The organism is Collinsella sp. AF16-8 (genome assembly GCF_003462695.1).
In the GTDB taxonomy this organism is placed as follows: domain Bacteria; phylum Actinomycetota; class Coriobacteriia; order Coriobacteriales; family Coriobacteriaceae; genus Collinsella.
Genome location: NZ_QRXX01000002.1, coordinates 227302 through 249480 on the forward strand (window position 1 = coordinate 227302; position 22179 = coordinate 249480).

Sequence of the window (22179 nt, forward strand, 5' to 3'; positions counted from 1 at the left end):
GCGCGCCGCGAGATCGGCGCCGTACTTCTACATCACAGCGCGCAGCTCAAACCGATCGCCGTTAATGCGGAACTGGCAGTTGCCGTTCATGCGCTCCACGGCAAGTTTGATGCTCTTGGTTCCAAAGCCGTGGCCCGCATGCCGGGTCACGGGCATGCCGTCGACCATGCGCGGCGCGCGGTCAAACGTGTTGGAAACTAACAGCAACAGCTGGCCGTCCTCAAGTCGCAGGTCAAGGTCGACGAATCGCTTTCCTTGGGGTGCGGCGCTTGCGGCGGTGATAGCGTTTTCCAAGGCATTTGAGAGCACGCTAAACAGGTCGGCGTCACCTACGTGGACGGTTTCGGGTACGGCGGCGCGCAGGTTGGCGGTAATGCCGTTTCTATTGATATCTGAGTTGAATGACGAAAGCGCGATATTTACGGTCTCGTTGGCGCAGAAGCGGCGTACGGCGGTGCGGTCGCCGGCTTCGCAGAGTTCGTCGATGCGTTTGAGCGCCTCGTCGGTGTGGCCCTCCTCAATTAAAGCCGCCAGGCCGCGTAGGAAGTGGCGCATATCGTGGCGAAGAATCGACAGCTCGCGCCCAGATTGACGCCAAGCCTCGAGCTCTTTGATGGCGGCGCTGTCGCGGGTTTCGAGCATCCAACGCTCTCGCTCGGCGGTTTCCTTTTCTTCGTATTCGCGCAGGTAAACGGCAAGAAACATAAGATAGAAGGCACAGAGCGCAAATGCCAAAAGCTCAACCGTCACCACCGAGCCCGAGTGGAACAGCGTGGTGTAGACGTTGGTGGCGTAGTCAAAGATGTAATAGACGAGCGGCAGGATTAAAAGGATGCCCAGCTCGGTGGGGCTTTTAATCGCCAGGCGGGGTCCAATGTCGCCGGCCCAATGCAGCAGGACGGCAAAGACGCCGAGCGTGGTAGCGATGCGTGCCAGATAGTACGCGATCTGAGAATCGGTTGCGGCAAATGCGGCGATGCCCATCCAATTGCTGAACTGGCAGCTCAGATAGGCGCTGGTGACGCCCAACGTCGCGAGTAGCGGACTCAAGTGGTAGCGCGCGCATAGGTAGACGGTAAGCGGCAAGTGCACGACGAGCGGATAGACCTGACGGGCAAAAAGCTCTCCGCCAACGACATTGGCGATCGAAAAGGCAGCGCCGGTTGCGGCTCCGACCCCCACCAACTCGAGTGCATGGCGTCGATTGATTTCGATACCGCACAGCGCCGCCGAGGCAAAGACGCCAAAGAGCAGCGTCGTGGCGTGGTGGATTGCCCAAAGGACCATTTCGACCGAGGAGATCATCAGCGCCTCCCGCCCTCAAAGCGCACCGCAAAGTAGGCGTCTTGGAACCCCTGCTTGCTGCTGCGCGACAGCGGAATGCACGCGCCCGAGCGCATGACGATGTCTGTGCGATCGAAGTGGTCGATGTTGCGCAAGTTGACCTGGTAGCTACGGTGGCATTTAAAGAAGGTGGCATTTTGCGCCAAACGGTCCTCGACGCTGCGGAACGATTCGAGTGCCTCGATATCGCGTCCGTCGCGCAGATGGAAGACCACGTGCTTGTTGCGCGCCTCGGCATATTCGATGTCGGACAGGCGCAGGGCGTGGTAGCCAAAGGACGTTTTGATCACGAGCTCGTCGGTTGCCGCCGGGCGCATGCTCGAAAGTTCGTCGAGTAACTGCGCCAGGCGTTCGTAAGTCACGGGCTTGAGCAGATAGTCGAAGGCGCGGACCTCGTAGGACTCCAGTGCAAACTCGGGCGACGAGGTGAGGAACACCAGGCGCACGGCGGTGTCGGCCTGGCGCAATTCGCGTGCGGTGTCCATGCCGTTGACGAGCGGCATGATCATGTCGAGCAGGATGATGTCGGCGCGCGACGCGGCATGGCGCGCCAGCAGGTCCTCGCCGCGCGTAACGAGCGCAACATCGACCGCCGTGCCCGTCTCGATCGACCAACGGTCGATCATCCGGTGCAGTCTATCTAGAAAAGCGACGTCATCGTCGCAGGCAATAATCTTGAGCATTCTGAGCCCCCTTAGTAGTTCGATTTTGCCACATTGGGCGCGGACCGCTCGCGGAGGCGTGTCCCGTTTGCGCCCCACGGCGTGCAACTCGCGCCGAGCGGAATTGCGGTGGCGAAAGATGCCTCCTGCGCTATCGAGAGCTCGGCTATCCTCAGCTTGCCAGTTCGAATATGGACTTGCCGCATGGTCGAATCTTTATTTCAACTTTACACCTAGGTTTACAGCTGTCTTGTCAGCTGTAAACCTAGGTGTCATACTAAAGCCCCAAGATTCGCCAAAAGAGAGGGGCCTTGATGGCACAGAGCGCGAACATGGATGCGTCGGAGCTTGCACGCGATATCGCGGCCGGCCTAGCATCGGCAACGACGGCAACGGAGCGCGCGGCACTGGTGCCCGCAGAGCTCGTCGAGGCCATTCAGCAACTTAAAACCCAACGCGACGCGGTGATCCTGGCGCACTATTACGTGGCGCCCGAGGTTCAGGCTGTGGCCGATTACGTCGGCGACAGCTTCTACCTGGCAAAGCTTGCCAAGAGCCTGCCGCAGCAGACCATCGTGCTGTGCGGCGTGGAGTTTATGGGCGAGAGCGCCAAGCTGCTCAATCCCACCAAGACCGTGCTGCTGCCCGAGCCGGGCGCGGACTGTCCCATGGCGCACATGGTCAAGCGCGAGACGGTCGATGCGGCGCGCGCCGAGTACGGCGACGACCTGGCCGTGGTCTGCTACGTCAACTCCACGGTCGAGATCAAGAGCTGGAGTGACGTGTGCGTTACCAGCTCAAACGCCGTCAAGATCGTCTCCGAGCTGCCGCAGCAGCACATCTTGTTCATTCCCGACCAGAACCTGGGCCGCTTCGTAGCCGAGCAGGTGCCCCAAAAGCACGTCATCCTCAACAACGGCTACTGCCCGCGCCATCACATCATCACCGTCGAGCAGATCGTTGACGCGACGGAGGCCCACCCCGACGCGCTCGTGCTGGCGCATCCTGAGTGCAAGGCCGACGTCTTGGCCGAGGCCGACTACATCGGCTCCACCGCCGGCATCATCAAGTACGCCGAGGAGTCCGACGCGAGCGAGTTCATTATCGTGACGGTCCGTGGCGTGCTCTACGAACTCGAGCGCCGCTGCCAGGGCACCGGCAAGAAGTTCTACTTCCCTGCGGTGCAGCCCACCTGCGTCAACATGGATCTCATCACGCTCGAAAAACTCGTGCACTGCCTGGAGACGGGCGAGGGCGAGGTGCAGATTGGCGTGTCGGACGAGGCCGCCGATCAGGCCAAGCTCACGCTCGACCGCATGCTCGAGTACGCGGCGCGCTAAGCCAATGTGACATGAGGGACCATTCCTTATGCCACATTACAAGGGAGAGGATTCCTGTGGAAACCAAACAATACCCCGATATGGAGTGTGACGTTGTCATTGCCGGTTGCGGCGTGGCAGGCCTGTATGCGGCTCTCAATCTGCCGACGAGCACGCGCGTGATCATGCTCTCCAAGGGCGCTGTCGACGAGTGCGACTCGATGCTCGCGCAGGGCGGCATCTGCGTACTGCCCGAGGGTTCTGACTACGATGCCTTCTTTGAGGACACCATGCACGCCGGCCATTACGAGAACCGCCGCGAGAGTGTTGACATCATGATTCGCTCGAGCCGTTCGGTCATCAACGACCTGCTGGCCATGGGCGTGGACTTTGAGCGCAAGGCCGACGGCAGCCTCGACTTTACCCGCGAGGGCGCACACAGCCGCCCGCGCATCGCCTTCCATGCCGATATTACGGGCAAGGAGATTACGACCAAGCTGCTCCAGGCTGTCCGCAAGCTGGACAACGTGCAGATTCTCGAACACGTTGCCATGACCGACATCCTGACCGCCGAGCGCGATGGCGCTACGGTGTGCGCCGGCGTCGTCGCCGTTCCCGTGGACGAGGATAACTCGGTTCGTCCCGCCGACGAGCTGGCAAATGCCGCTGAGGGCGTACATGCCGGCAAGCCGTTTAAGATCCATGCCCGCCATACGCTGTGGGCAACGGGTGGTATCGGTGGCGTGTACGACCATTCGACCAACTACCCGCAGCTCACCGGTGACGCCTGCTACATCGCGCAGGAGCACGGCATCACGATGGAGCACCTGGACTACGTGCAGATTCATCCCACGGGACTGTTCTCGCCGCAACCGGGCCGCACCTTCCTGATCAGCGAGAGCTGCCGCGGCGAGGGCGCGATTTTGCTCAACGCCGCCGGCGAGCGCTTTACCGATGAGCTCCAGCCGCGCGATGTGGTCGCTGCCGCCATCCGCGAGCAGATGAAGCGGGACGGCGTCGAGCACGAGTGGCTGAGCTTTGCCCCCGTCGAGCGCGACGTGGTGACCGGGCACTTTGCCAATATTCGTGCGCGCTGTCTGGAGGACGGCCGCGACATCTTGGACGAGCCCATTCCCGTCACACCCACGCAGCACTACTTTATGGGCGGCGTGTGGGTCGACAAGGACGGCCGCACCTCGATGCCCGAGCTCTACGCCGCCGGCGAGACGGCTTGCAATGGCGTACACGGCAAGAACCGCCTTGCATCGAACAGCCTGCTCGAGGCGCTGGTCTGGGGTCGTCGCGCCGCGTGGTACATGCGTACCGGCGAGTCACTGGCCGTGGAGCAGGCCGGTGAGCCCGCGCTTGACGGGCGTCACCGCGCCCTGAGTGCCGATACCCTTGCAATCGATGATTTGGCCCGCGCTGCCGGCACGCAGGCCGTGGAGGAGTAGACCATGAATCCCATTACCATGAAGCTCGTCGTCGATGACCTGATTTTGCAGGCTCTGCGCGAGGACATTACCTTTGAGGACGTGAGCACGGCGAGCGTGTGTCCCACGGCGCGTCCCGCCACGGTGGAGCTTATCGCCAAGGCCGATGGCATCATCGCGGGCTTGGATGTGTTCGCTCGCACCTTTGAGCTGCTGGATCCGCAGAGCTCTGTGTTGTTAGATGTCGCGGACGGCGACGAGGTGCACGCCGGCGACCACGTGGGCCAGGTGCGCGGCGATGCGCGCGTACTGCTTTCGGGCGAGCGCGTGGCGCTCAACTACCTGCAGCGCATGAGCGGCATCGCTACTTACACGCATCGGATGGCGGCTGCGCTCGAGGGCACCAAGACCGTGCTTGTCGACACGCGCAAGACCACGCCGGGCATGCGCGTCTTTGAGAAAGCCGCAGTCGAGATCGGCGGCGGCAGCAACCATCGCTACAACCTGTCGACAGCCGTCATGCTCAAGGACAACCACATCGATGCCGCCGGTGGCGTGACGCGCGCGATCGAGATGGCGCGCGCCCACGCGTCGTTTACCACGACGGTCGAGATTGAGTGCGAGAACCTGGACATGGTACGCGAAGCCGTGGAGGCCGGTGCCGACATTATCATGTTCGACAACATGACCCATGACGACATGGCCGCCGCCATCGAGCTTATCGCCGGTCGCGCCAAGACCGAGTGCTCGGGCAACGTGGACGCTAACAATATCCGCGCGCTTGCCGACCTGGGCGTCGACTACATTAGCTCGGGCGCCCTGACGCACTCCGCGCCGATCCTCGACCTCTCGCTTAAGCACCTGCGTCTGCTGGACGGTAAATAATGAACGCCCGCGAGCGTCGCCGTGCCATCATGGGCGTGCTCGAAGGAGCCAAGGAGCCCGTTTCGGGCAGCGCACTTGCCCGCGAGGTTGGCGTGAGCCGTCAGGTCGTGGTTCAGGATATTGCCCTGTTGCGTGCCGATGGGCACGATATCGTGGCGACCAACCGCGGCTACGTGCTGCAGGAAGCCGCGAGTAGCCCGGCTGTGCCCACGCGTCTGGTCAAGGTACGCCACGGCGTGGAGCAGGCGGGCGATGAGCTCACGAGCATCGTCGACGCGGGCGGCGCCGTGCTCAACGTGATCGTCAATCACCGCGTGTACGGTAAGATCACGGCCGACCTGGACATTCGCAATCGTCGCGATGTTGAGCGCTATCTGCACGATATCGAGAGCGGCAAGAGCTTCCCGCTGCTGACGGTGACGAGCGGCTACCACTTCCATCGCATCGCGGCGGAAGACGAGCAGACCCTCGACGAGATCGAGGCCATGCTCAAGGAGAAAGGCTACCTTGCCGATTTAATGCCTTACGAGGACGATCTATCGTAGCCGATGCTGCAAACGTCCCTAAGCGGCAATCTGACGTTCAATCGTCGGTCGCGTACAAAAGTACGCTTCCCTCCTCTTTCACGTCACCTTGCTCGCTTAGGGACGTTTTCGCTGACGTGAGCTCAACCTGCGATGGTGCCTAATTGGTTATCCGCACAAAAAAGGAGGCCTCCGCGGCGATGCGGAAGCCTCCTTTTTTGTGCACGGTGTACTTTTGAGTGTGCAAGTGGGGGAGTTGTTACTCCTCGACGATCTCGGTGATCGCGCCAGCGGGGCAAGCGTCCTGGCAAGCGCCACAGGCGACGCAGGAGTCCTCGTCAGCGACGGTAGCAACGTCCTGGAGCTCCAGAACGCCAGCGGGGCAGGAGTCGACGCAAACGCCACAAGCGATGCACTCGTCGGCATCAATTACGGGATGAGCCATGGTAGTTTCCTCTCTGTTGACCGACGCTACAGGCGATGCGCGTCGGTTTGATTCGGGCAAAAACATACCACGGGAGCGACCGTTTGCAATACCCTCTGGCCGGCATCTTCATACCGTTCGCCGAGTATGCCAAGGTTTACTAAAAAACGCGCAGGTGTGGCCGTTGAGCTGCGCAAATGTTAGCTATAGGTGACTTGTAATATTGACCTATTGAGCGCGCCTGCGGAAAGGGCATCCCGTTATTTGGCCGAAAACCGGGTCGCAGTTTCCGGTTGGGCCCGCTAGCGGAAACTGCGACCCGGTATCAGCTCTCAAAATGGGATGCGGTTTCCGGTTGAGCCTTCAGACGGAAACTGCGACCCGGAATCCACGCTCAAACCGGGATACGCTTGCCGCAAGACGGCCCCCAGGCACCCCCGGACGCAAACCTCAGCCATCTCTACATAGATCTCAATAGATTTGCCGAGAACTCAATCAGCGCATCTACCTGCGCATTTAAGAACCTAAACTCTCAGCAATAAGAAATCTTATATGAATTGACTTAGATTTTGTATATTCCAGCCCATAAGGGGATACACTACATCCTGAAAGACAAGCCGAAGCGCCGCGCGACAGACCGTCGAGGCGACGCGAACGCAAAAGAGAGAGGGAATTTCTAATGAGTAAGATTCTTGGTATCGACCTTGGTACTACTAACTCCGCCATGGCCGTTCTCGAGGGCGGTTCTCCGACCATTATCGTGAACGCCGAGGGCGACCGCACCACCCCGTCCGTCGTGGGCTTCCGTGCCGACGGCGACCGCGTTGTGGGTAAGGCCGCTAAGAACCAGGCTGTCACCAACCCCAAGAACACCGTGTTCTCCATCAAGCGCTTCATGGGCCGCAAGTACTCCGAGTGCACCTCCGAGATCAAGACCGTGCCGTATGAGGTCAAGGAGGGCCAGGGTGGCCGTGCCGTCGTCGATATCGAGGGCAAGGATTATACCGCCGAGCAGGTGAGCGCCATGACGCTCGCAAAGATGAAGGCCGACGCCGAGAAGTATCTGGGCGAGACCGTCACCGACGCCGTCATCACCGTCCCGGCCTACTTCAACGACGCCCAGCGTCAGGCCACCAAGGACGCCGGTAAGATCGCCGGCCTCAACGTCAAGCGTATCGTCAACGAGCCGACCGCTGCTGCTCTGGCCTATGGCCTGGACAAGCAGGGCACCGACCAGCGCATTCTGGTCTTCGACCTGGGCGGCGGCACCTTCGACGTCTCCATCCTTGACCTCGCCGACGGCGTGTTTGAGGTTCTGTCCACCTCGGGCGACAACCACCTGGGCGGCGACGACTGGGATCAGCGCGTCATCGACTGGATGGCCGATAAGTTCCAGCAGGAGAACGGTGTCGACCTGCGTCAGGACCCCATGGCCCTGCAGCGTCTGAAGGAGGCCGCCGAGAACGCCAAGAAGGAGCTCTCCGCAGCCCAGCAGTCCACCATCAACCTGCCGTTCATCACCATGAACCAGTCTGGCCCGCTGCACCTCAACTACACGCTGACCCGCGCCGAGTTCGAGAAGATCACCCGCGACCTGCTCGAGCGCTGCAAGCAGCCTGTCACCAACGCCCTGCGCGACGCTAAGCTCAAGCTCTCCGATCTGACCGAGGTCATCCTCGTCGGCGGCTCCACCCGTATGCCCGCTGTCCAGGATCTGGTCAAGACCATGACCGGCAAGCAGCCCAACATGTCCGTGAACCCCGACGAGGTCGTTGCCGACGGCGCTGCCGTCCAGGGCGGCGTGCTCACCGGCGACGTCGAGGGCATCCTGCTGCTCGACGTTACCCCGCTGTCGCTGGGCGTCGAGACCATGGGCGGCATCATGACCAAGATGATCGACCGCAACACCACGATCCCGACCTCCAAGACCGAGGTCTACTCCACCGCTGCCGACAACCAGACCAGCGTCGAGATCAACGTGCTCCAGGGCGAGCGCGAGCTTGCTCGCGACAACAAGTCGCTCGGTAAGTTCCAGCTGACCGGCATCCCGGCTGCCCGCCGCGGCGTGCCGCAGATCGAGGTCACCTTCGACATCGACGCCAACGGCATCGTCAAGGTCTCTGCTAAGGACAAGGGCACCGGCAAGGAGCAGCAGATCACCATCTCCGGCTCCACCGCTCTGTCCGACGACGAAGTCGATCGCATGGTCAAGGACGCCGAGGCCCATGCCGAGGAGGACAAGAAGCAGAAGGAGGAGGTCGAGGTCCGCAACCAGACCGATAGCCTGTGCTACTCCACCGAGCAGACCCTCAACGAGCTGGGCGACAAGGTTTCCGCCGATGTGAAGTCCAAGGCCGAGACCGCTATCGCCGACGCCAAGAAGGCGCTCGAGGGCTCTGACGTCGAGGCCATCAAGGCCGCCGGCGAGTCCCTGCAGTCCGTGGCCTACGAGCTGGCCCAGGTTGTCTACGCCGATGCTCAGCAGCAGACCGACGGTGCCGCCGGTGCCCAGCCTGCCGACGATGACGTGGTCGACGCCGACTACGAGGTTGTGGACGACGAGGACAAGTAATCATGTCCGCCCGTAAAGCTCGCACGGAGGCGGCCACCGCTGGCACCGCCCCCGTTGACTCTGAGGAGAAGGACGTGAAGATTCCCGTAGAGGCCGTCGACGATACCGAGGCCAACGAGGCCCCGGCCGCCGAGGCTGCCGAGAACCAGGTAGAGGATTCCAACAAGGAGGCGACGATGACCGAGGACGAGATGGTGGAAGCCGCTATCCGCGCCGGTGAAGAAGCCGCCGACAACGACTTTAAGCTCAAGTTCGAGCAGGCCCAAAAGGAGCTTGCCGATGTGCGCAACGAGCTCGATGCTGCGGCAGAGGCCCAGAAGGCCGCCGAGGACAAGGCAAAGGACGCCACCGAGCGCACCGCCCGTCTGCAGGCCGACTGGGAGAACTTCCGTCGCCGCACCGCCAACGAGCGCATCGCTGAGCGCGAGCGCGCGACCGAGAAGCTTGTCACTGCGCTGCTGCCGGTGATTGACGATATCGAGCGCGCGATCGACCATGCCCGTAGCCAGGAGCTTTCCGACGATTTTAAGCAGTTCGTCGATGGCGTCGACGCGGTGCATGCCAAGCTGCTCGATGTGTTTGCGCACGAGGGCGTTGAGCCCATCGACCCCAAGGGCGAGGCGTTCGATCCGCTCGAGCACCAGGCTGTGGGTCGCGTCGAGGACGCATCGCAGTACGACGAGACCGTCAACGACGTGTACCAGAAGGGCTACCGCATGGCGGATCGCATCCTGCGTTCCGCGATGGTGACGGTGACCTACGGTGGCGAGAAGCGCCCCGCACCGGAGCCCGAAGCGGCGCCCGAGGATGCTTCGGCCGATACGGCCGAGAGCACCGAGGAGTAATTGAGAAGGGCCCCGGGGCAACACCCGGGGCCCTTTCTGGCCTAGTGCCATATGAAAGCATGAGCCGTCGTCTGCATGGGCGGCGGACGTAACAGGAGAGGAGCTACGATGGCTGCAGGCAAAACCTTCTATGACATCCTGGGCGTATCCAAGAGCGCCTCCGACAAAGAGATCAAGAGCGCGTTTCGCAAGCTCGCGCAAAAATATCACCCCGATGCCGGCGGCGACGAGGCCAAGTTTAAGGAGATCAGCGAGGCCTACGAGACGCTTTCGGACGAGAAGAAGCGCAAAGAGTACGACCAGATGCTCATGTTCGGCGGCATGCCGGGCGCGGGCGGCGCGTATGGCGGCGGCTACGGTGCCGGCGCGGGCGCCAGCGGCTGGGGCGATATCTTCGACAGCATCTTCAGCGGCAATGGCGCCTGGGGTAGCGATTGGGGCTCGGGCTTTGCCGGGGCTGCGGGCGCTGCCGGTGCCGGCGCGGGTCGCAGCCGCGCTCGCAAGGGCGGCGACCTATCGCTGACCGTCGATGTGACGGCCGAGGACGCGTTTCGCGGCGTGACGCACAAGGTCACCTACCGTATTCCCTCGACGGGCGAGCAACAGACCATTACGGTCTCGGTGCCTGCGGGCGCGGTCGACGGCGGCAAGCTGCGCTACAAGCGTCGCGGCGAGTATGGCGTTGCGGGTGGCGAGCGCGGCGATCTGGTCGTGACCACGCACGTGGAGGAGCATCCGCTGTTTAAGCGTAAAGGTGCCGACGTGACCATGGAGGTGCCGATCTCGGTCTATGAGGCGGCGCTCGGCTGCACGGTGGACGTGCCGACGCCCGGCGGTGCGACGGTTCGTCTGAAGGTGCCCGCGGGTACCCAGACGGGCAAGAAGTTCCGCTTTAAGGAGATGGGTGCACCCGACGTTAAGCATCGCGGCCGCACGGGTGCGCTGCTCGTCGAGATCAAGGTGCAGGTCCCCACGAACCTTTCCGATGACGAGCGCGATGCTATGACCAAGCTACGCGAGGCCGACACGCGCGACTATCGTGAGAAGGTCAACCGTTACAAGGCGACGTACTAGGGCGGTCGTGGCGCCCGCGCCTGTCCACGGGCTTATGATGGACGATAACGAGACGGAAAGGGGTCAGGTAGCATGGCCGAGGACAATAGGAACAAACCGCTGTACATGATCAGCGTGGCGGCCGAGCTGACCGGCATGCACCCGCAGACTCTGCGCGTCTACGAGTCCAAAGGCTTGGTGAATCCCCAGCGCTCGGGCGGTAACACGCGTCTGTATTCGCGTGCCGATATCGAGCGCCTGGAGCTCATCAACCAGCTGACCGACGAGGGCATCAACCTTGCCGGCGTGGTGCGCATCCTCGATATGAAGGAGCGTGCCGAGGAGCGCGAGCGCGAGAACGAAAAGCTCCGCGCCCGTGTGCGCCAGCTCGAGGACGAGCTGCACGAGTACAAGATGCAGAAGAAGATCACTGCCCTGGCCCCGCGCGACGGCTCGGTCAACCCCGAGCAAGTCATGCGCAAGCTACTGGGCGCCGGCGGAGATCTCTAGGTTCCGCCGTTCTACCGAACGGCCGACGCTGCGCGACGTCCGGAGCGACAATTTGTCATTCAAAGGGCAAGGCATGACCAGAAGGTCTATGCCTTGCCTTTTTCATGCCAACTTGTTCGCTCCGGACGTCGCTCGCTGTCCGTCCTCTACCTGCGGCGTTGCCTTGCTCCGGATGCGGTAGTCATTGGGGACGTTCTTAAATGACTAGTCGAAAGGGACACTCTTGCGCCAAATCTGTCGGCCCACACCGGGCTCGTCCTTTGCTTTACTGAGATAAAGTGAACGCGCAGATTCGTAACCCGCTCGCAACCGTTCTATGGCACGATATTGAACGAATGTATGCTATGCGCCCGAGCCTTTCGGGCAGAGTGGGAGACAGTATGGTTAAGCTGTACGAGGACGGCATCTACCTGCGCGGCGGCAGCGAGGTTGTGCCTGCAGCCGAGGCCGCTGAGCGCGGCATTACGCAGACGCCCGAGGATGCCAAGCGCGGCACCATCGCGTATTCGATCCTTCAGGCACACAATACGTCCGGCGACCCCGAGGCGCTCAAGATTCGCTTCGACGCCATGGCGAGCCACGACATCACCTTTGTCGGCATCATCCAGACGGCGCGCGCCTCGGGCATGGGGCAGTTCCCGCTGCCCTACGTGCTCACCAACTGCCATAATTCGCTGTGCGCCGTGGGCGGCACCATCAACGAGGACGACCACGTCTTCGGTCTCTCGGCTGCCAAAAAGTACGGCGGCATCTTCGTTCCGCCCCATATCGCGGTCATCCATTCCTTTATGCGCGAGAACTTCGCCGGCTGCGGCAAGATGATTTTGGGCTCCGACTCGCACACCCGCTACGGCGCCCTGGGCACCATGGCCGTGGGCGAGGGCGGCGGCGAGCTGGCAAAGCAGTTGCTGCGTGACACCTACGACGTCGCCTATCCCGGCGTCGTCGCCATCTACCTCACGGGCGCCCCGCGTCCCGGTGTCGGCCCGCACGATGTGGCGCTCGCCATCATCCGAGCCGTCTTTGCCAAGGGCTACGTTAAGAACAAGGTCATGGAGTTTGTGGGCCCCGGCATCGCGAGCATGACGACCGACTACCGCAACGGCGTCGACGTCATGACCACCGAGACCACCTGCCTGTCGAGCATCTGGGCCACCGACGAGGACACGCACGCGTTTTTGACCATGCACGGCCGCGGCGACGACTACCGCGAGCTCAAGCCCGCCGATGTTGCCTACTACGACGGCTGCGTCGAGGTCGATCTGTCGAGCATCAAGCCCATGATTGCGCTGCCATTCCATCCTTCCAACGGCTTTGAGATCGACGAGCTCAACGAGAACCTCGAGGACATCCTGCGCGAGGTGGAGCTCGAGGCCGCCAAGATCGGCGAGGGCAAGACACACTTTAGTCTGCTCGACAAAATCGTCGACGGCAAGCTGCACGTGCAGCAGGGCGTTATCGCCGGCTGCTCGGGCGGCAACTACGACTCCGTGGTCCAGGCTGCCCGCGTGCTCAAGGGCGCCAACACCGGCTGCGGCGAGTTCTCGCTGTCGGTCTATCCCACGAGCCAGCCTGTGGCACTCGAGCTTACACGTCGCGGCTATATCTACGACCTCATGGAGGCCGGCGCGATCGTGCGCACGGCGTTCTGCGGCCCGTGCTTCGGCGCCGGCGACACGCCCGCCAACAACGGCCTGTCCATTCGCCACACCACGCGCAACTTCCCCAACCGCGAGGGTTCCAAGCCGGGCAATGGCCAGCTGAGCGCCGTGGCCCTGATGGACGCCCGCTCCATTGCGGCGACGGCTGCCAACGGCGGCGTTCTGACGCCGGCGACCGACCTGCCCGAGGAGACTTGGGACGAGGCCTGCGAGTACACCTTTGATGACGCACCGTACAAAAAGCGTGTGTACTGGGGCTTTGGCAAGGCGGAGCCTGCCGACGAGCTGGTTGAGGGCCCCAACATCAAGCCGTGGCCCGCGATGGAGCCGCTCGGCGACGATATCCTGCTCAAGGTGTGCTCCAAGATCATGGACCCGGTCACCACGACCGACGAGCTCATTCCTTCGGGCGAGACGAGTTCCTTCCGCTCCAACCCGCTGGGCCTGGCCGAGTTTACGCTGAGCCGTCGCGATCCGGCCTACGTGGGCCGCTCCAAGGAGGTCGACGCCGTGGAGAAGCGCCGCGTGGCCGGAGAGGCCGCGGGCGACCTGGCGGCGCTCGATGCCGAGCTTGCCGGTGTGTTCGAGGCGCTGGCTGGTGCGGGTGTCGCGGCCGATGCCAAGGCGACCGAGTACGGCTCCATGCTCTATGCCAAGAAGCCGGGCGACGGTTCTGCCCGCGAGCAGGCTGCGAGCTGCCAGCGCGTAATTGGCGGCCTGGCCAACATCGTCCACGAGTATGCCACCAAGCGCTATCGCTCCAACGTGATGAACTGGGGCATGGTGCCCTTTCAGATGGAGGCCGAGCCCAACTTTGAGGTGGGCGACTACGTCTTTGTGCCGGGTATCCGCGCCGCGCTCGACGGCGACCTAAAGGACATCGCCGCCTACGTGGTGCGCGCCGACGGTGCGGTCGAGCAGATTAAGCTCTACATTGCCGATATGACGGCAGAGGAGCGTGCCATCGTCAAGGCCGGCTGCCTGATCAACTACAACAAGTTCAAGGCCACTGCCGAGTAACGCACTTAATTGTCCGCCCGGGACTTACCCTTTCCCGCCCGCTCACGCGCTTCACGAGGGCCGCGTTCGGGAAAGGGTAAGCCCCGGGCTACATTTCTGCGTCCTCGTTGGGTCTTGAGGGACGCTAATAAATAGAGTTGCTTGATGCCGCCCCTGTTATCGGGGCGGCTTCTTTTTGGACCACCACAAAGGTGCCTGTCCAGCGGGTTCTTATTTCGATGGGGTCCAGGTTATCTCATCGTCAAATAGCCAAGTGCGTGCTGAGCCGCTGTCGCGCGCTGTCTGCGGATCGGGCTCGCAGGTTTGTTCGTAGGCATCCTCGGTACACCGATCCATAAAATCGACGACTGCCGTCTGGTCGCCTTCCATGACGTAGATCACGTTGCCATCCGAGATATAGACTCCCGGCCCTTCGTTGTCCACGTAGCCGGGGTCGTATGAGACGTTGCACAGTATGCTCCCGTTTGCCGCGTCGAGTTCAAGGGTCGAATAATACCCGCCATTCATTTGGCCTTTCTTGGCTCGATATATTGCGGCGCCGTACCATCGATTAAACGTCTTGCCTTTGAGTAAACTGGTTGCCTTGCCGATAAGCTGCTCATCTTGGGTATAGCGCGTGGCTCCAAGTTCGATTCGGGGATAGTTGCTGACCCCAAGCGCTGCGGGCGTACCGTCGAAATCGACGGTGATTGAATCGGGTTTGACGATATCGGTGAGGATTTCGATGGGATAGCTTATGGTTTCAACCGCCGCCTGCGTCGCCGAGGCAGGGAGAAATGCGAGATAGATAATGCCTACGCCGACTGCGGTAATTGCAAACGCTAAGACGAGCAGGCCGATATAGGTGGAGCGTTTCACGGTGGGCACCTCTCATGCAATATGCAATCATTAAGATAAATGATACAAGCTTACGACAATATTCAAAAGAAAGCGATCGTTCGAAATGGGGGGCTAAAAGGCCCTATTGGGCTTCGATTCGATCTCTAATAGGAATATTTGCCTCCCCTCATTCTGGGCGAGGGGTCAAAAATTGAGTTCACGAGTTTTGCGCAATACTATTCTCACTAAACCCGCTATTTTCACTATAAGCACTATAAAAACGACGGGGACGATGACGAGAGTATTGTGGCGTACGATAACCAAGCCGTTTAAGCCGGCACCCTTGTCTTGAATCTCCATCTATATCTGCGCGAACGGGCTATCGGTGGCTCTCGATTTCGTCGCTGTGTTCTCGTTGGATCTTGTGGGACGCTAAAAATAGACTGGGACCACCACAAAGGGGACAGGCACCTTTGTGGTGGTTCCGTTTGTCTCGATCTGTAACATCTGGGCTGTTGGAAGTAAGCCTGCTGTTACAGATTTAGATTTTCAGATGAGCCTTCGTGGCTTGTCTCGATCTGTAACAGTTAGACCCTAATTTGCCGAGTAGATGTTACAGATTGAGACAAACGGTTGCCGCTGGTCATTTCATCTCGATCTGTAACATCTAGGATCAAAAATGGCTGCTAGATGTTATAGATCGAGATGGTAGTGCGCCTGGGCAGCGACGGGCTGACATCTCAGTACCCTATCCATCAATCACTCAGAAAATCTTATATATAGAGACTTAGATTTGTGTATAAGATCGCGCAAAGCTGGCAACAATACTTCTCGAACAACGTGAAGCCGCCCCGTAGGGCGGCCGCCCCAAGAGAGGTGATTCCATGAGAATCGATAAGCTAGCAATGACGTCGCGCGAGGCGTTGCAGACTGCCATGGGCATCGCCGCCGACGCACAGGCCGGCGCGGTGGAGCCCATCCACCTGCTGTCCGCCCTGCTCGGTGCCGGCGAGCGCAACATTTCCGTGATCATCGAGCGCATCGGTGCCGACCCGGTCCAGCTTGCGCGCGCCACACAGGATGCCATCGACCACGCGCCCAAGGTTTCGGGCGAGGGCCAGCAGATGGGTCTTTCCAATGAGCTCGTCCGCGTCATCGAGAAAGCCGAGAAAAAGGCCACCAAGATGGGCGACAGCTTTGTGGTGACCGAGCATCTGCTGATGGCGCTTGCCGAGGACAAGGGCGACGCGGGCCGCGTGCTGCGCGACGCCGGCGTTACCAAGGAGCGTATCGAACAGGTCTACGAGGAGCTGCGCGGCGATGACCGCGTGACGTCTGCCGAGGACAAGACCCAGTTTGAGGCGTTGGAGCAGTACGGTCGCAACATCTGCGATCTGGCCCGCGCCGGAAAGCTCGACCCGGTCATCGGCCGTACCGACGAGATCCGTCGTACTATTCAGGTCCTGTCCCGCCGCACCAAGAATAACCCCGTGCTCATCGGCGAGCCGGGCGTCGGTAAGACGGCCATCGTCGAGGGCATCGCCCAGCGTATCGTGGCCGGCGACGTGCCGAGTACCCTGCGCGATCGCGACCTCATCGAGCTCGACATGAGCGCGCTGGTCGCCGGCGCCAAGTACCGCGGCGAGTTCGAGGACCGCTTAAAGGCCGTGCTCAAGGAAGTACAAAAATCAGAAGGCAAGGTCATCCTGTTCATCGATGAGCTCCATACCATCGTGGGCGCGGGTGCCACCGAGGGCTCCATGGACGCCGGCAACATCCTCAAACCGGCGCTCGCTCGTGGCGACCTGCACGCGATCGGCGCGACCACGCTCGACGAGTACCGCAAGTACATCGAGAAGGACGCGGCGCTCGCCCGTCGTTTCCAGACCGTGATGGTCAGCGAGCCTACCGTCGAGGACACCATTTCAATCCTGCGTGGCCTGAAGGAGAAGTACGAGATCTTCCACGGCGTACACATCACCGATAGCGCGCTCGTGGCTGCCGCCGACCTCTCCGACCGCTACATCGCCGACCGCTTCCTGCCCGACAAGGCTATCGACCTGGTCGATGAGGCCGCGAGCCGCCTGCGCATGGAACTCGACAGCATGCCGGTCGAGATCGATGCCACCACGCGTCAGCTCACCCAGCTGCAGATCGAGGAACAGGCGCTCATGAAAGAGACCGACGACGCCTCTAAGGAGCGTTTGGAGGCTCTGCGCCAAGAGATTGCCGAAGTCCAGGAAAAGCTCAACGTGCAAAAGGCCGGCTGGCTCAACCAAAAGAACGCCATCGACCACGTGCAGGAGCTTAAGGGCCAGCTTGACGCGGCCAAGAGCGAAGAGGAGCGCGCGACGCGCAACGGCGATCTGGGCCGTGCGTCCGAGCTTCGCTATTCTGTGATCCCGGGTCTGCAGCAGCAGATTCAGGATTCCGAGGCTGCGCTCGAGGCGCAAAAGCAGCAGGACGGCGAGGGCCTCAACGAACAGGTGACCTCCGATGAGATCGCCGAGGTCGTGAGCGCCTGGACCGGTGTGCCCGTGTCCAAGATGATGCAGGGCGAGCTCGACAAGTTGAAGGGCTTGGAGGGCGAGCTGCATAAGCGCGTTATCGGTCAGGACGAGGCCGTCTCCGCTGTAGCCGCGGCCGTGCGTCGCAGCCGTGCGGGTCTCTCCGACCCAGACAAGCCCATCGGCAGCTTCTTCTTCCTGGGCCCCACCGGCGTAGGCAAGACCGAGCTCGCCAAGGCGCTGGCCGAGTGCCTGTTCGATGACGAGCGCGCGCTCGTGCGTATCGACATGTCCGAGTATATGGAGAAGTTCAGCGTCCAGCGTCTGATCGGTGCGCCCCCAGGATACGTGGGCTATGACGAGGGCGGCCAGCTCACCGAGGCCGTGCGCCGTCGTCCCTACTCCGTGATCTTGCTCGACGAGATGGAGAAGGCTCATCCGGATGTCTTTAACGTGCTGCTGCAGGTGCTCGACGACGGCCGTTTGACCGACGGTCAGGGTCGCCAAGTGTCCTTCAAGAACACGATTATCATCATGACGTCCAACGTGGGCTCCAAGGCTATCGCCGATCTGTCCGGCAAGGACGAGGAGGAGATGCGCCATCAGGTTGACGGGGCCATGGCTCAAACCTTCCGCCCCGAGTTCCTCAACCGTATCGACGATATCGTGGTGTTCCATCCGCTCGGCATGGCGCAGATCGAGAAGATCGTCGACATCCAGCTCGCCGACGTCCGCGCGCGTCTGGCCAAGGAGCGCATGACGCTTGCCATCACCCCGGCGGCCAAGCAGATGCTCGCCGTGGGCGGCCTGGACCCGGTCTTTGGCGCCCGTCCGCTCAAGCGTCTGGTTCAGCGCGAGGTCGTGGATGCCATCGCCGCCGCTATCATCGACGGCACGGTGCGCGAGGGCGATCAGGTGACAGTCGATGTCGACAAGGACGGCGGCTTTACCGTCGTGTGCGATAACACGCCGGCGGCCACCTACGAGGTCCCCGACGCCGAGTAGATTTTTGGGATATGCCTTAAAATCTACCAGCCGTCTCTAAACGCCAAGGGCGGCGGATCCATTGGGTCCGCCGCCCTTTTTCGTGCGACAATCGATGGTACTGAACGGATGCGATGCAAGGAGCTATGCAGATGAAAGACGAGATCAAGACAAGCGCGCCGGCGACCGATGCCGGACCCGCCGCACCCAAGCCTGCGCCTAAGCCGGCGCCCAAGCCGCGCGACCCCTACATCCGTGCCGAGAACGAGGATGACGACGGCTACGATCCTTATAGCGATCGTCGCCCCGAGCGCGAGCCCCTCTTCGAAGCCGACCCCTGGCGTTAAGTAGCTCATTTGGGACGGGGCTTTTTTAGCTACTTTGTTTTCGGCTAGAGGCGTTCATGCCTGCCCCCCTCGGCCGCTCGATATCCTCCGGGAGGGGCCACTAATAGAAAACTTGCTTATCCATTAATCAAGATACGCATAATCTTGCTCTCCTGCTAATCAAGAATCGTTATAATCTTGATTAGCAGGAGAGCAAGATTGGAGAATTATGGCATTCAACGACTTGGTGGCTCAAAAAATAAAGGACTTTGAGCAACAGGGGATTCCGCAGGTCTTTGAGCGCGACCTTGATCTGGGCAACCCGCAGGAGCCAAAGCGCGACAACATCGTATATGTGATTGTGGGCGCCCGTCGTTGTGGAAAGACGTATCGCCTGTATCAGGAGATACGGCGGCTTCAGGGCCAAGGCGTCGAGCTTGACCGGATGCTATATTTCAATTTTGAGGATGAGCGCTTGCGTCCGTATGAGCCATCGCTACTAGCGGACGTGCTCGATACATTCTATGCACTATATCCTGCTGCTCGAGGCGAGGGCGCCTACCTTTTCTTTGACGAGATCCAGGAAATACCCGAATGGGGTGCGTTTCTGCGACGCGTGGTCGATACGGAGAAGGCGACCGTTTACGTGACGGGATCTTCTTCTAAGATGCTGTCCTCAGAACTTAAGAGCGAGTTCAGGGGCCGTTCTCTTGTGCGAGAGCTTTTTCCGTTGAGTTTTTCGGAATACGTCCGATATAAGACGGGGAGCGTTCCTGAGTCGAACGCACCCTTCTCCTCGAGCGATGCAGCGTTGCTCCGACACCATCTGGTCGGATATCTCGAGCGAGGGGGATTCATCGCGACACTTGAGCAGACGCCCGCAGACGCGATTCAGCTGCTACAGGAATATGCGTCGCGAACGGTCGCCATGGACGTCGTTGAACGTTACGACGTCAAGAACCCCCGTTTGGCCTCGCTGTTTCTGGCGCGGTGCATGGCATCTTCGGGACGAGAGCTGTCAGTGAACAAAGTGTACAACGAGTTCAAGAGCAGACAGATATCCGTCAGTCGAAATACGCTCAGCGACTTACTTGAGTATTACGAGGATGCCTACCTGCTGTTTTCGGTGCCGGAGTTCACGCGTTCGCTTGCAAATAATACGCGGTCTGCGTCTAAGGTCTACGCCGTCGATCCTGCGATGTTCGGAGCGTTCTCCCCCGCATCGGCATTGGATCATGATCAGAGGCTCGAGACCGCGGTGTTCAATGCGCTCAGAAGAAGGACCCCCGCCGTGCGGCCCGGTTCGGTTTGCCGCCTGCTGATTAAAGATAAGAATAAAAGCCATGAGGTGGACTTTGTGGCTGGGGATGCACTGCTCATGCAGGCTTACGGCCTGATTCAGGTAAGTGTGGATATGACAAGCGAGAAAACGCGCGAGCGCGAAATTGCCGCGCTCGATGCCGCGATGGCCCAGTTTGATCTTGGCGAGTCAGTAATCGTTACCATGGATGAGCAGGCCGATATTCCATGCAAACACGGCGTGGTACATGCTGTGCCCGCATGGAAGTGGCTCCTTTCCTAATCGTCTATGGATTTGCGAGGCCAGGACTCAGGTGTCATGGTCCGCTAGTCCTGGGCCTTGATGCTCGGCAGGAGAATCTGGGCGAGGTAGTCGGTCTCTAGTTTGGTCGCAGCGTCGGCCTTGCCGTCTTTGCCGACCAGTACGTTCTTGATCTGGCTATAGGTGTAGCGGTTGCCGGTCGTGAGCTCGACAAGCTCAATGGCCGTGTTCATGGGGTAGGTCGACACGGGATTCTGCGTCCGTCCGTTGATGGTCTGGGGCACCACGTACGGATAGACGGGGCCGCTGGCGTAGACGGTATAACCGTTGCCTAGGTTGGCCGCACCCAAAACCGTATCGCCCTCATCGGGCGTAAAGCTCTCGCCCTCGCGCATCGCGACGAGCGTCACAATCGGCGTATCGCTGTCGCCGGCAAGATAGATGCATAGCGTGCTGCCATTTTGCCAAGTCTCGACCTTGCCGTACCACTCGACGGGGATATCGAGCTGGTAGAGGTCGGTTGCCTTGTGACGGGCGTCGGCATCACGGGCCGCCTGTGCCTTTTGCGCGCTCACGGCATTGACGGCGACGTCGCGCCGCGCGGTTGCCGCCTGCTGGAGCACCTTGGCGGTGGCGGCGGAGCTCGCGCCTCCCTCCTCGGCATATTTGGCGGCGGCATCGATCTGGTCGTCGGTTACCGTGTCGGCCGAAGGCACCTTGAGCTTAAAGGCGGCCTGGCTGCTTAGGTCCTGTCCGTCGCTCTTGATCGTGACCTGCGCCTTGGTGGTCGGCACGGTATAGACGGTGCCGTCGGACGCGATGGGGGAGGCGGCAACGGAGAGCGTGTAGTCACCGGGTAGCAGTTTGATGCCACGGCCGTGCTCGTCAACATAGAGTGTTTCGCTTACGGAGGATCCGTCAGAATCCTGGCCACTCACCTGTACGGGAATCTTGGAGCCGGTGGAACAGTCGAGCCCCGCGGCATGTACACCAATCTGCACCGACATCATCGTGTGGGCATTGGCGGCGACAGCGGCAGCCTGCTCTTGCTGATATCCGTTCCAGGAAGCATAGCCTGCACCACCGGCGACGAGCGCGACGGCCACGACGCCGGCGACCATCAGATTGCGGCGCTTGGGCGACATCTTGCGATGGCGAACCTCGGCCTCGCGTGCCGAGGGGACGGACGGAAGGGGAATATCGCCCATGGCGATGGTCTCGTCCACGGCTGGTGCGGAACCCAGGCCAGGAAGCTCGCGGGTCAGCGAATCCTCGGCCGGCAAGCTGCCGAGCAAGACGGTTTCCTCGCCCGTGTCGGATTCGAGCTGATTGCCGGCCTCGCTTTCGGTGTCTTCGTGACCTGCCTCATCTTTGGCAGGCTCAACGTCGTCTGCATCCTGATCATCGGACTGCGCCTCGGCTTCCGGCTCATCCTGCACACCAACGCCCGAATCGTCAAACGCAATCTCATCGAGTGAAATCCGGTCTAAGCTCTCCAAGGCCTCAGCGCAAGCTTCTGCATCTTGGGTCGCATCCTCTTGGCCCATCGTCTCATCTTTCATATATCCCCCAAGCTCAATATCGGGACAACAATGTACCCAAAAACAAGGTCATATAGAGCTGTCAGGCGATCGGAAATCTGATTTTATCTGTGCGAGAGGTTTTGAATGTGTGTGCGAATGGAATATGTGCGTGAATGCGCGCAACAACAAAAAGCCCCGGAAAGCGGG

At 60.9% G+C, this 22179-nt stretch carries 17 protein-coding genes; 12 read left to right on the forward strand and 5 right to left on the reverse strand.

Features of this window, described 5'->3' with window-relative positions; genetic code table 11:
* Positions 1-27: 27 nt before the first annotated feature.
* Together DWW73_RS03260 and DWW73_RS03265 are read right to left on the reverse strand one after the other, a co-directional pair.
* Complete coding sequence (locus DWW73_RS03260) at positions 28-1305, reverse strand: GHKL domain-containing protein (RefSeq protein WP_117778739.1); 1278 nt, start codon at positions 1303-1305, stop codon at positions 28-30.
* A complete protein-coding gene (locus DWW73_RS03265) occupies positions 1305-2027 on the reverse strand; it encodes a LytTR family DNA-binding domain-containing protein (RefSeq protein ID WP_117767183.1) in 723 nt (240 codons plus the stop codon). Before DWW73_RS03265 ends, DWW73_RS03260 begins: the two co-directional genes overlap by 1 nt.
* 293 nt (positions 2028-2320) lie before the next feature.
* On the opposite strand from DWW73_RS03265, the gene nadA reads away from it, so the two are divergent.
* The 4 genes from nadA to DWW73_RS03285 are packed head-to-tail and all read left to right on the forward strand — an operon-like array spanning position 2321 to position 6188.
* Positions 2321-3346, forward strand: coding sequence for a quinolinate synthase NadA (nadA, locus tag DWW73_RS03270; RefSeq protein ID WP_117778740.1), 1026 nt, complete (start codon positions 2321-2323; stop codon positions 3344-3346).
* 56 nt (positions 3347-3402) lie between these two features.
* Positions 3403-4779: an L-aspartate oxidase gene (locus DWW73_RS03275; RefSeq protein WP_233509104.1), complete on the forward strand. Its 1377-nt coding sequence runs from the start codon at positions 3403-3405 to the stop codon at positions 4777-4779.
* A 3-nt stretch (positions 4780-4782) separates the two neighbouring features.
* Positions 4783-5643, forward strand: a complete 861-nt coding sequence (gene nadC, locus DWW73_RS03280; RefSeq protein ID WP_117778742.1) for a carboxylating nicotinate-nucleotide diphosphorylase — start codon at positions 4783-4785, stop codon at positions 5641-5643.
* On the forward strand, positions 5643-6188 hold the full coding sequence (locus tag DWW73_RS03285) for a transcription repressor NadR (RefSeq protein WP_117778743.1): 546 nt from the start codon (positions 5643-5645) through the stop codon (positions 6186-6188). The genes nadC and DWW73_RS03285 overlap by 1 nt, the downstream gene beginning before the upstream one ends.
* Positions 6189-6426: 238 nt before the next feature.
* On the opposite strand, the gene DWW73_RS03290 is transcribed toward DWW73_RS03285, so the two are convergent.
* Positions 6427-6612 (reverse strand): DUF362 domain-containing protein, encoded by a 186-nt coding sequence (locus DWW73_RS03290; protein ID WP_006235216.1) that lies wholly within the window; start codon positions 6610-6612, stop codon positions 6427-6429.
* 658 nt (positions 6613-7270) lie between these two features.
* On the opposite strand from DWW73_RS03290, the gene dnaK reads away from it, so the two are divergent.
* From dnaK to DWW73_RS03315, 5 genes are all read left to right on the forward strand, one after another.
* Positions 7271-9163 carry a molecular chaperone DnaK gene (dnaK, locus tag DWW73_RS03295; protein ID WP_117778744.1) on the forward strand — a complete coding sequence of 631 codons (1893 nt, stop codon included), beginning with the start codon at positions 7271-7273 and terminating at the stop codon, positions 9161-9163.
* 2 nt (positions 9164-9165) lie between these two features.
* Positions 9166-10008 carry a nucleotide exchange factor GrpE gene (locus tag DWW73_RS03300; RefSeq protein WP_117778745.1) on the forward strand — a complete coding sequence of 281 codons (843 nt, stop codon included), beginning with the start codon at positions 9166-9168 and terminating at the stop codon, positions 10006-10008.
* 108 nt (positions 10009-10116) lie between these two features.
* Entirely contained in the window at positions 10117-11082 is a 966-nt protein-coding gene (locus tag DWW73_RS03305; RefSeq protein WP_035136622.1) for a DnaJ C-terminal domain-containing protein, read from the forward strand.
* A 72-nt stretch (positions 11083-11154) separates the two neighbouring features.
* Complete coding sequence (locus DWW73_RS03310; protein ID WP_006235210.1) at positions 11155-11571, forward strand: heat shock protein transcriptional repressor HspR; 417 nt, start codon at positions 11155-11157, stop codon at positions 11569-11571.
* 380 nt (positions 11572-11951) lie between these two features.
* Complete coding sequence (locus tag DWW73_RS03315) at positions 11952-14252, forward strand: hydratase (RefSeq protein ID WP_117778746.1); 2301 nt, start codon at positions 11952-11954, stop codon at positions 14250-14252.
* A gap of 210 nt (positions 14253-14462) precedes the next feature.
* Here DWW73_RS03315 and DWW73_RS03320 read toward each other — a convergent pair whose 3' ends face one another.
* Complete coding sequence (locus tag DWW73_RS03320) at positions 14463-15110, reverse strand: hypothetical protein (protein ID WP_117778747.1); 648 nt, start codon at positions 15108-15110, stop codon at positions 14463-14465.
* A gap of 845 nt (positions 15111-15955) precedes the next feature.
* Here DWW73_RS03320 and clpB point away from each other — a divergent pair.
* The 3 genes from clpB (at position 15956) to DWW73_RS03335 (ending at position 20470) form a co-directional block, all read left to right on the forward strand.
* Entirely contained in the window at positions 15956-18583 is a 2628-nt protein-coding gene (gene clpB, locus DWW73_RS03325; RefSeq protein WP_117778748.1) for an ATP-dependent chaperone ClpB, read from the forward strand.
* Positions 18584-18714: 131 nt separating this feature from the next.
* On the forward strand, positions 18715-18909 hold the full coding sequence (locus DWW73_RS03330) for a hypothetical protein (protein ID WP_233509106.1): 195 nt from the start codon (positions 18715-18717) through the stop codon (positions 18907-18909).
* 208 nt (positions 18910-19117) lie between these two features.
* Entirely contained in the window at positions 19118-20470 is a 1353-nt protein-coding gene (locus DWW73_RS03335) for an ATP-binding protein (RefSeq protein WP_117778750.1), read from the forward strand.
* 44 nt (positions 20471-20514) lie between these two features.
* Here the strand turns inward: DWW73_RS03335 and DWW73_RS03340 are convergent, their stop codons facing one another.
* A complete protein-coding gene (locus tag DWW73_RS03340; RefSeq protein WP_117778751.1) occupies positions 20515-22011 on the reverse strand; it encodes a hypothetical protein in 1497 nt (498 codons plus the stop codon).
* Positions 22012-22179: the final 168 nt, after the last annotated feature.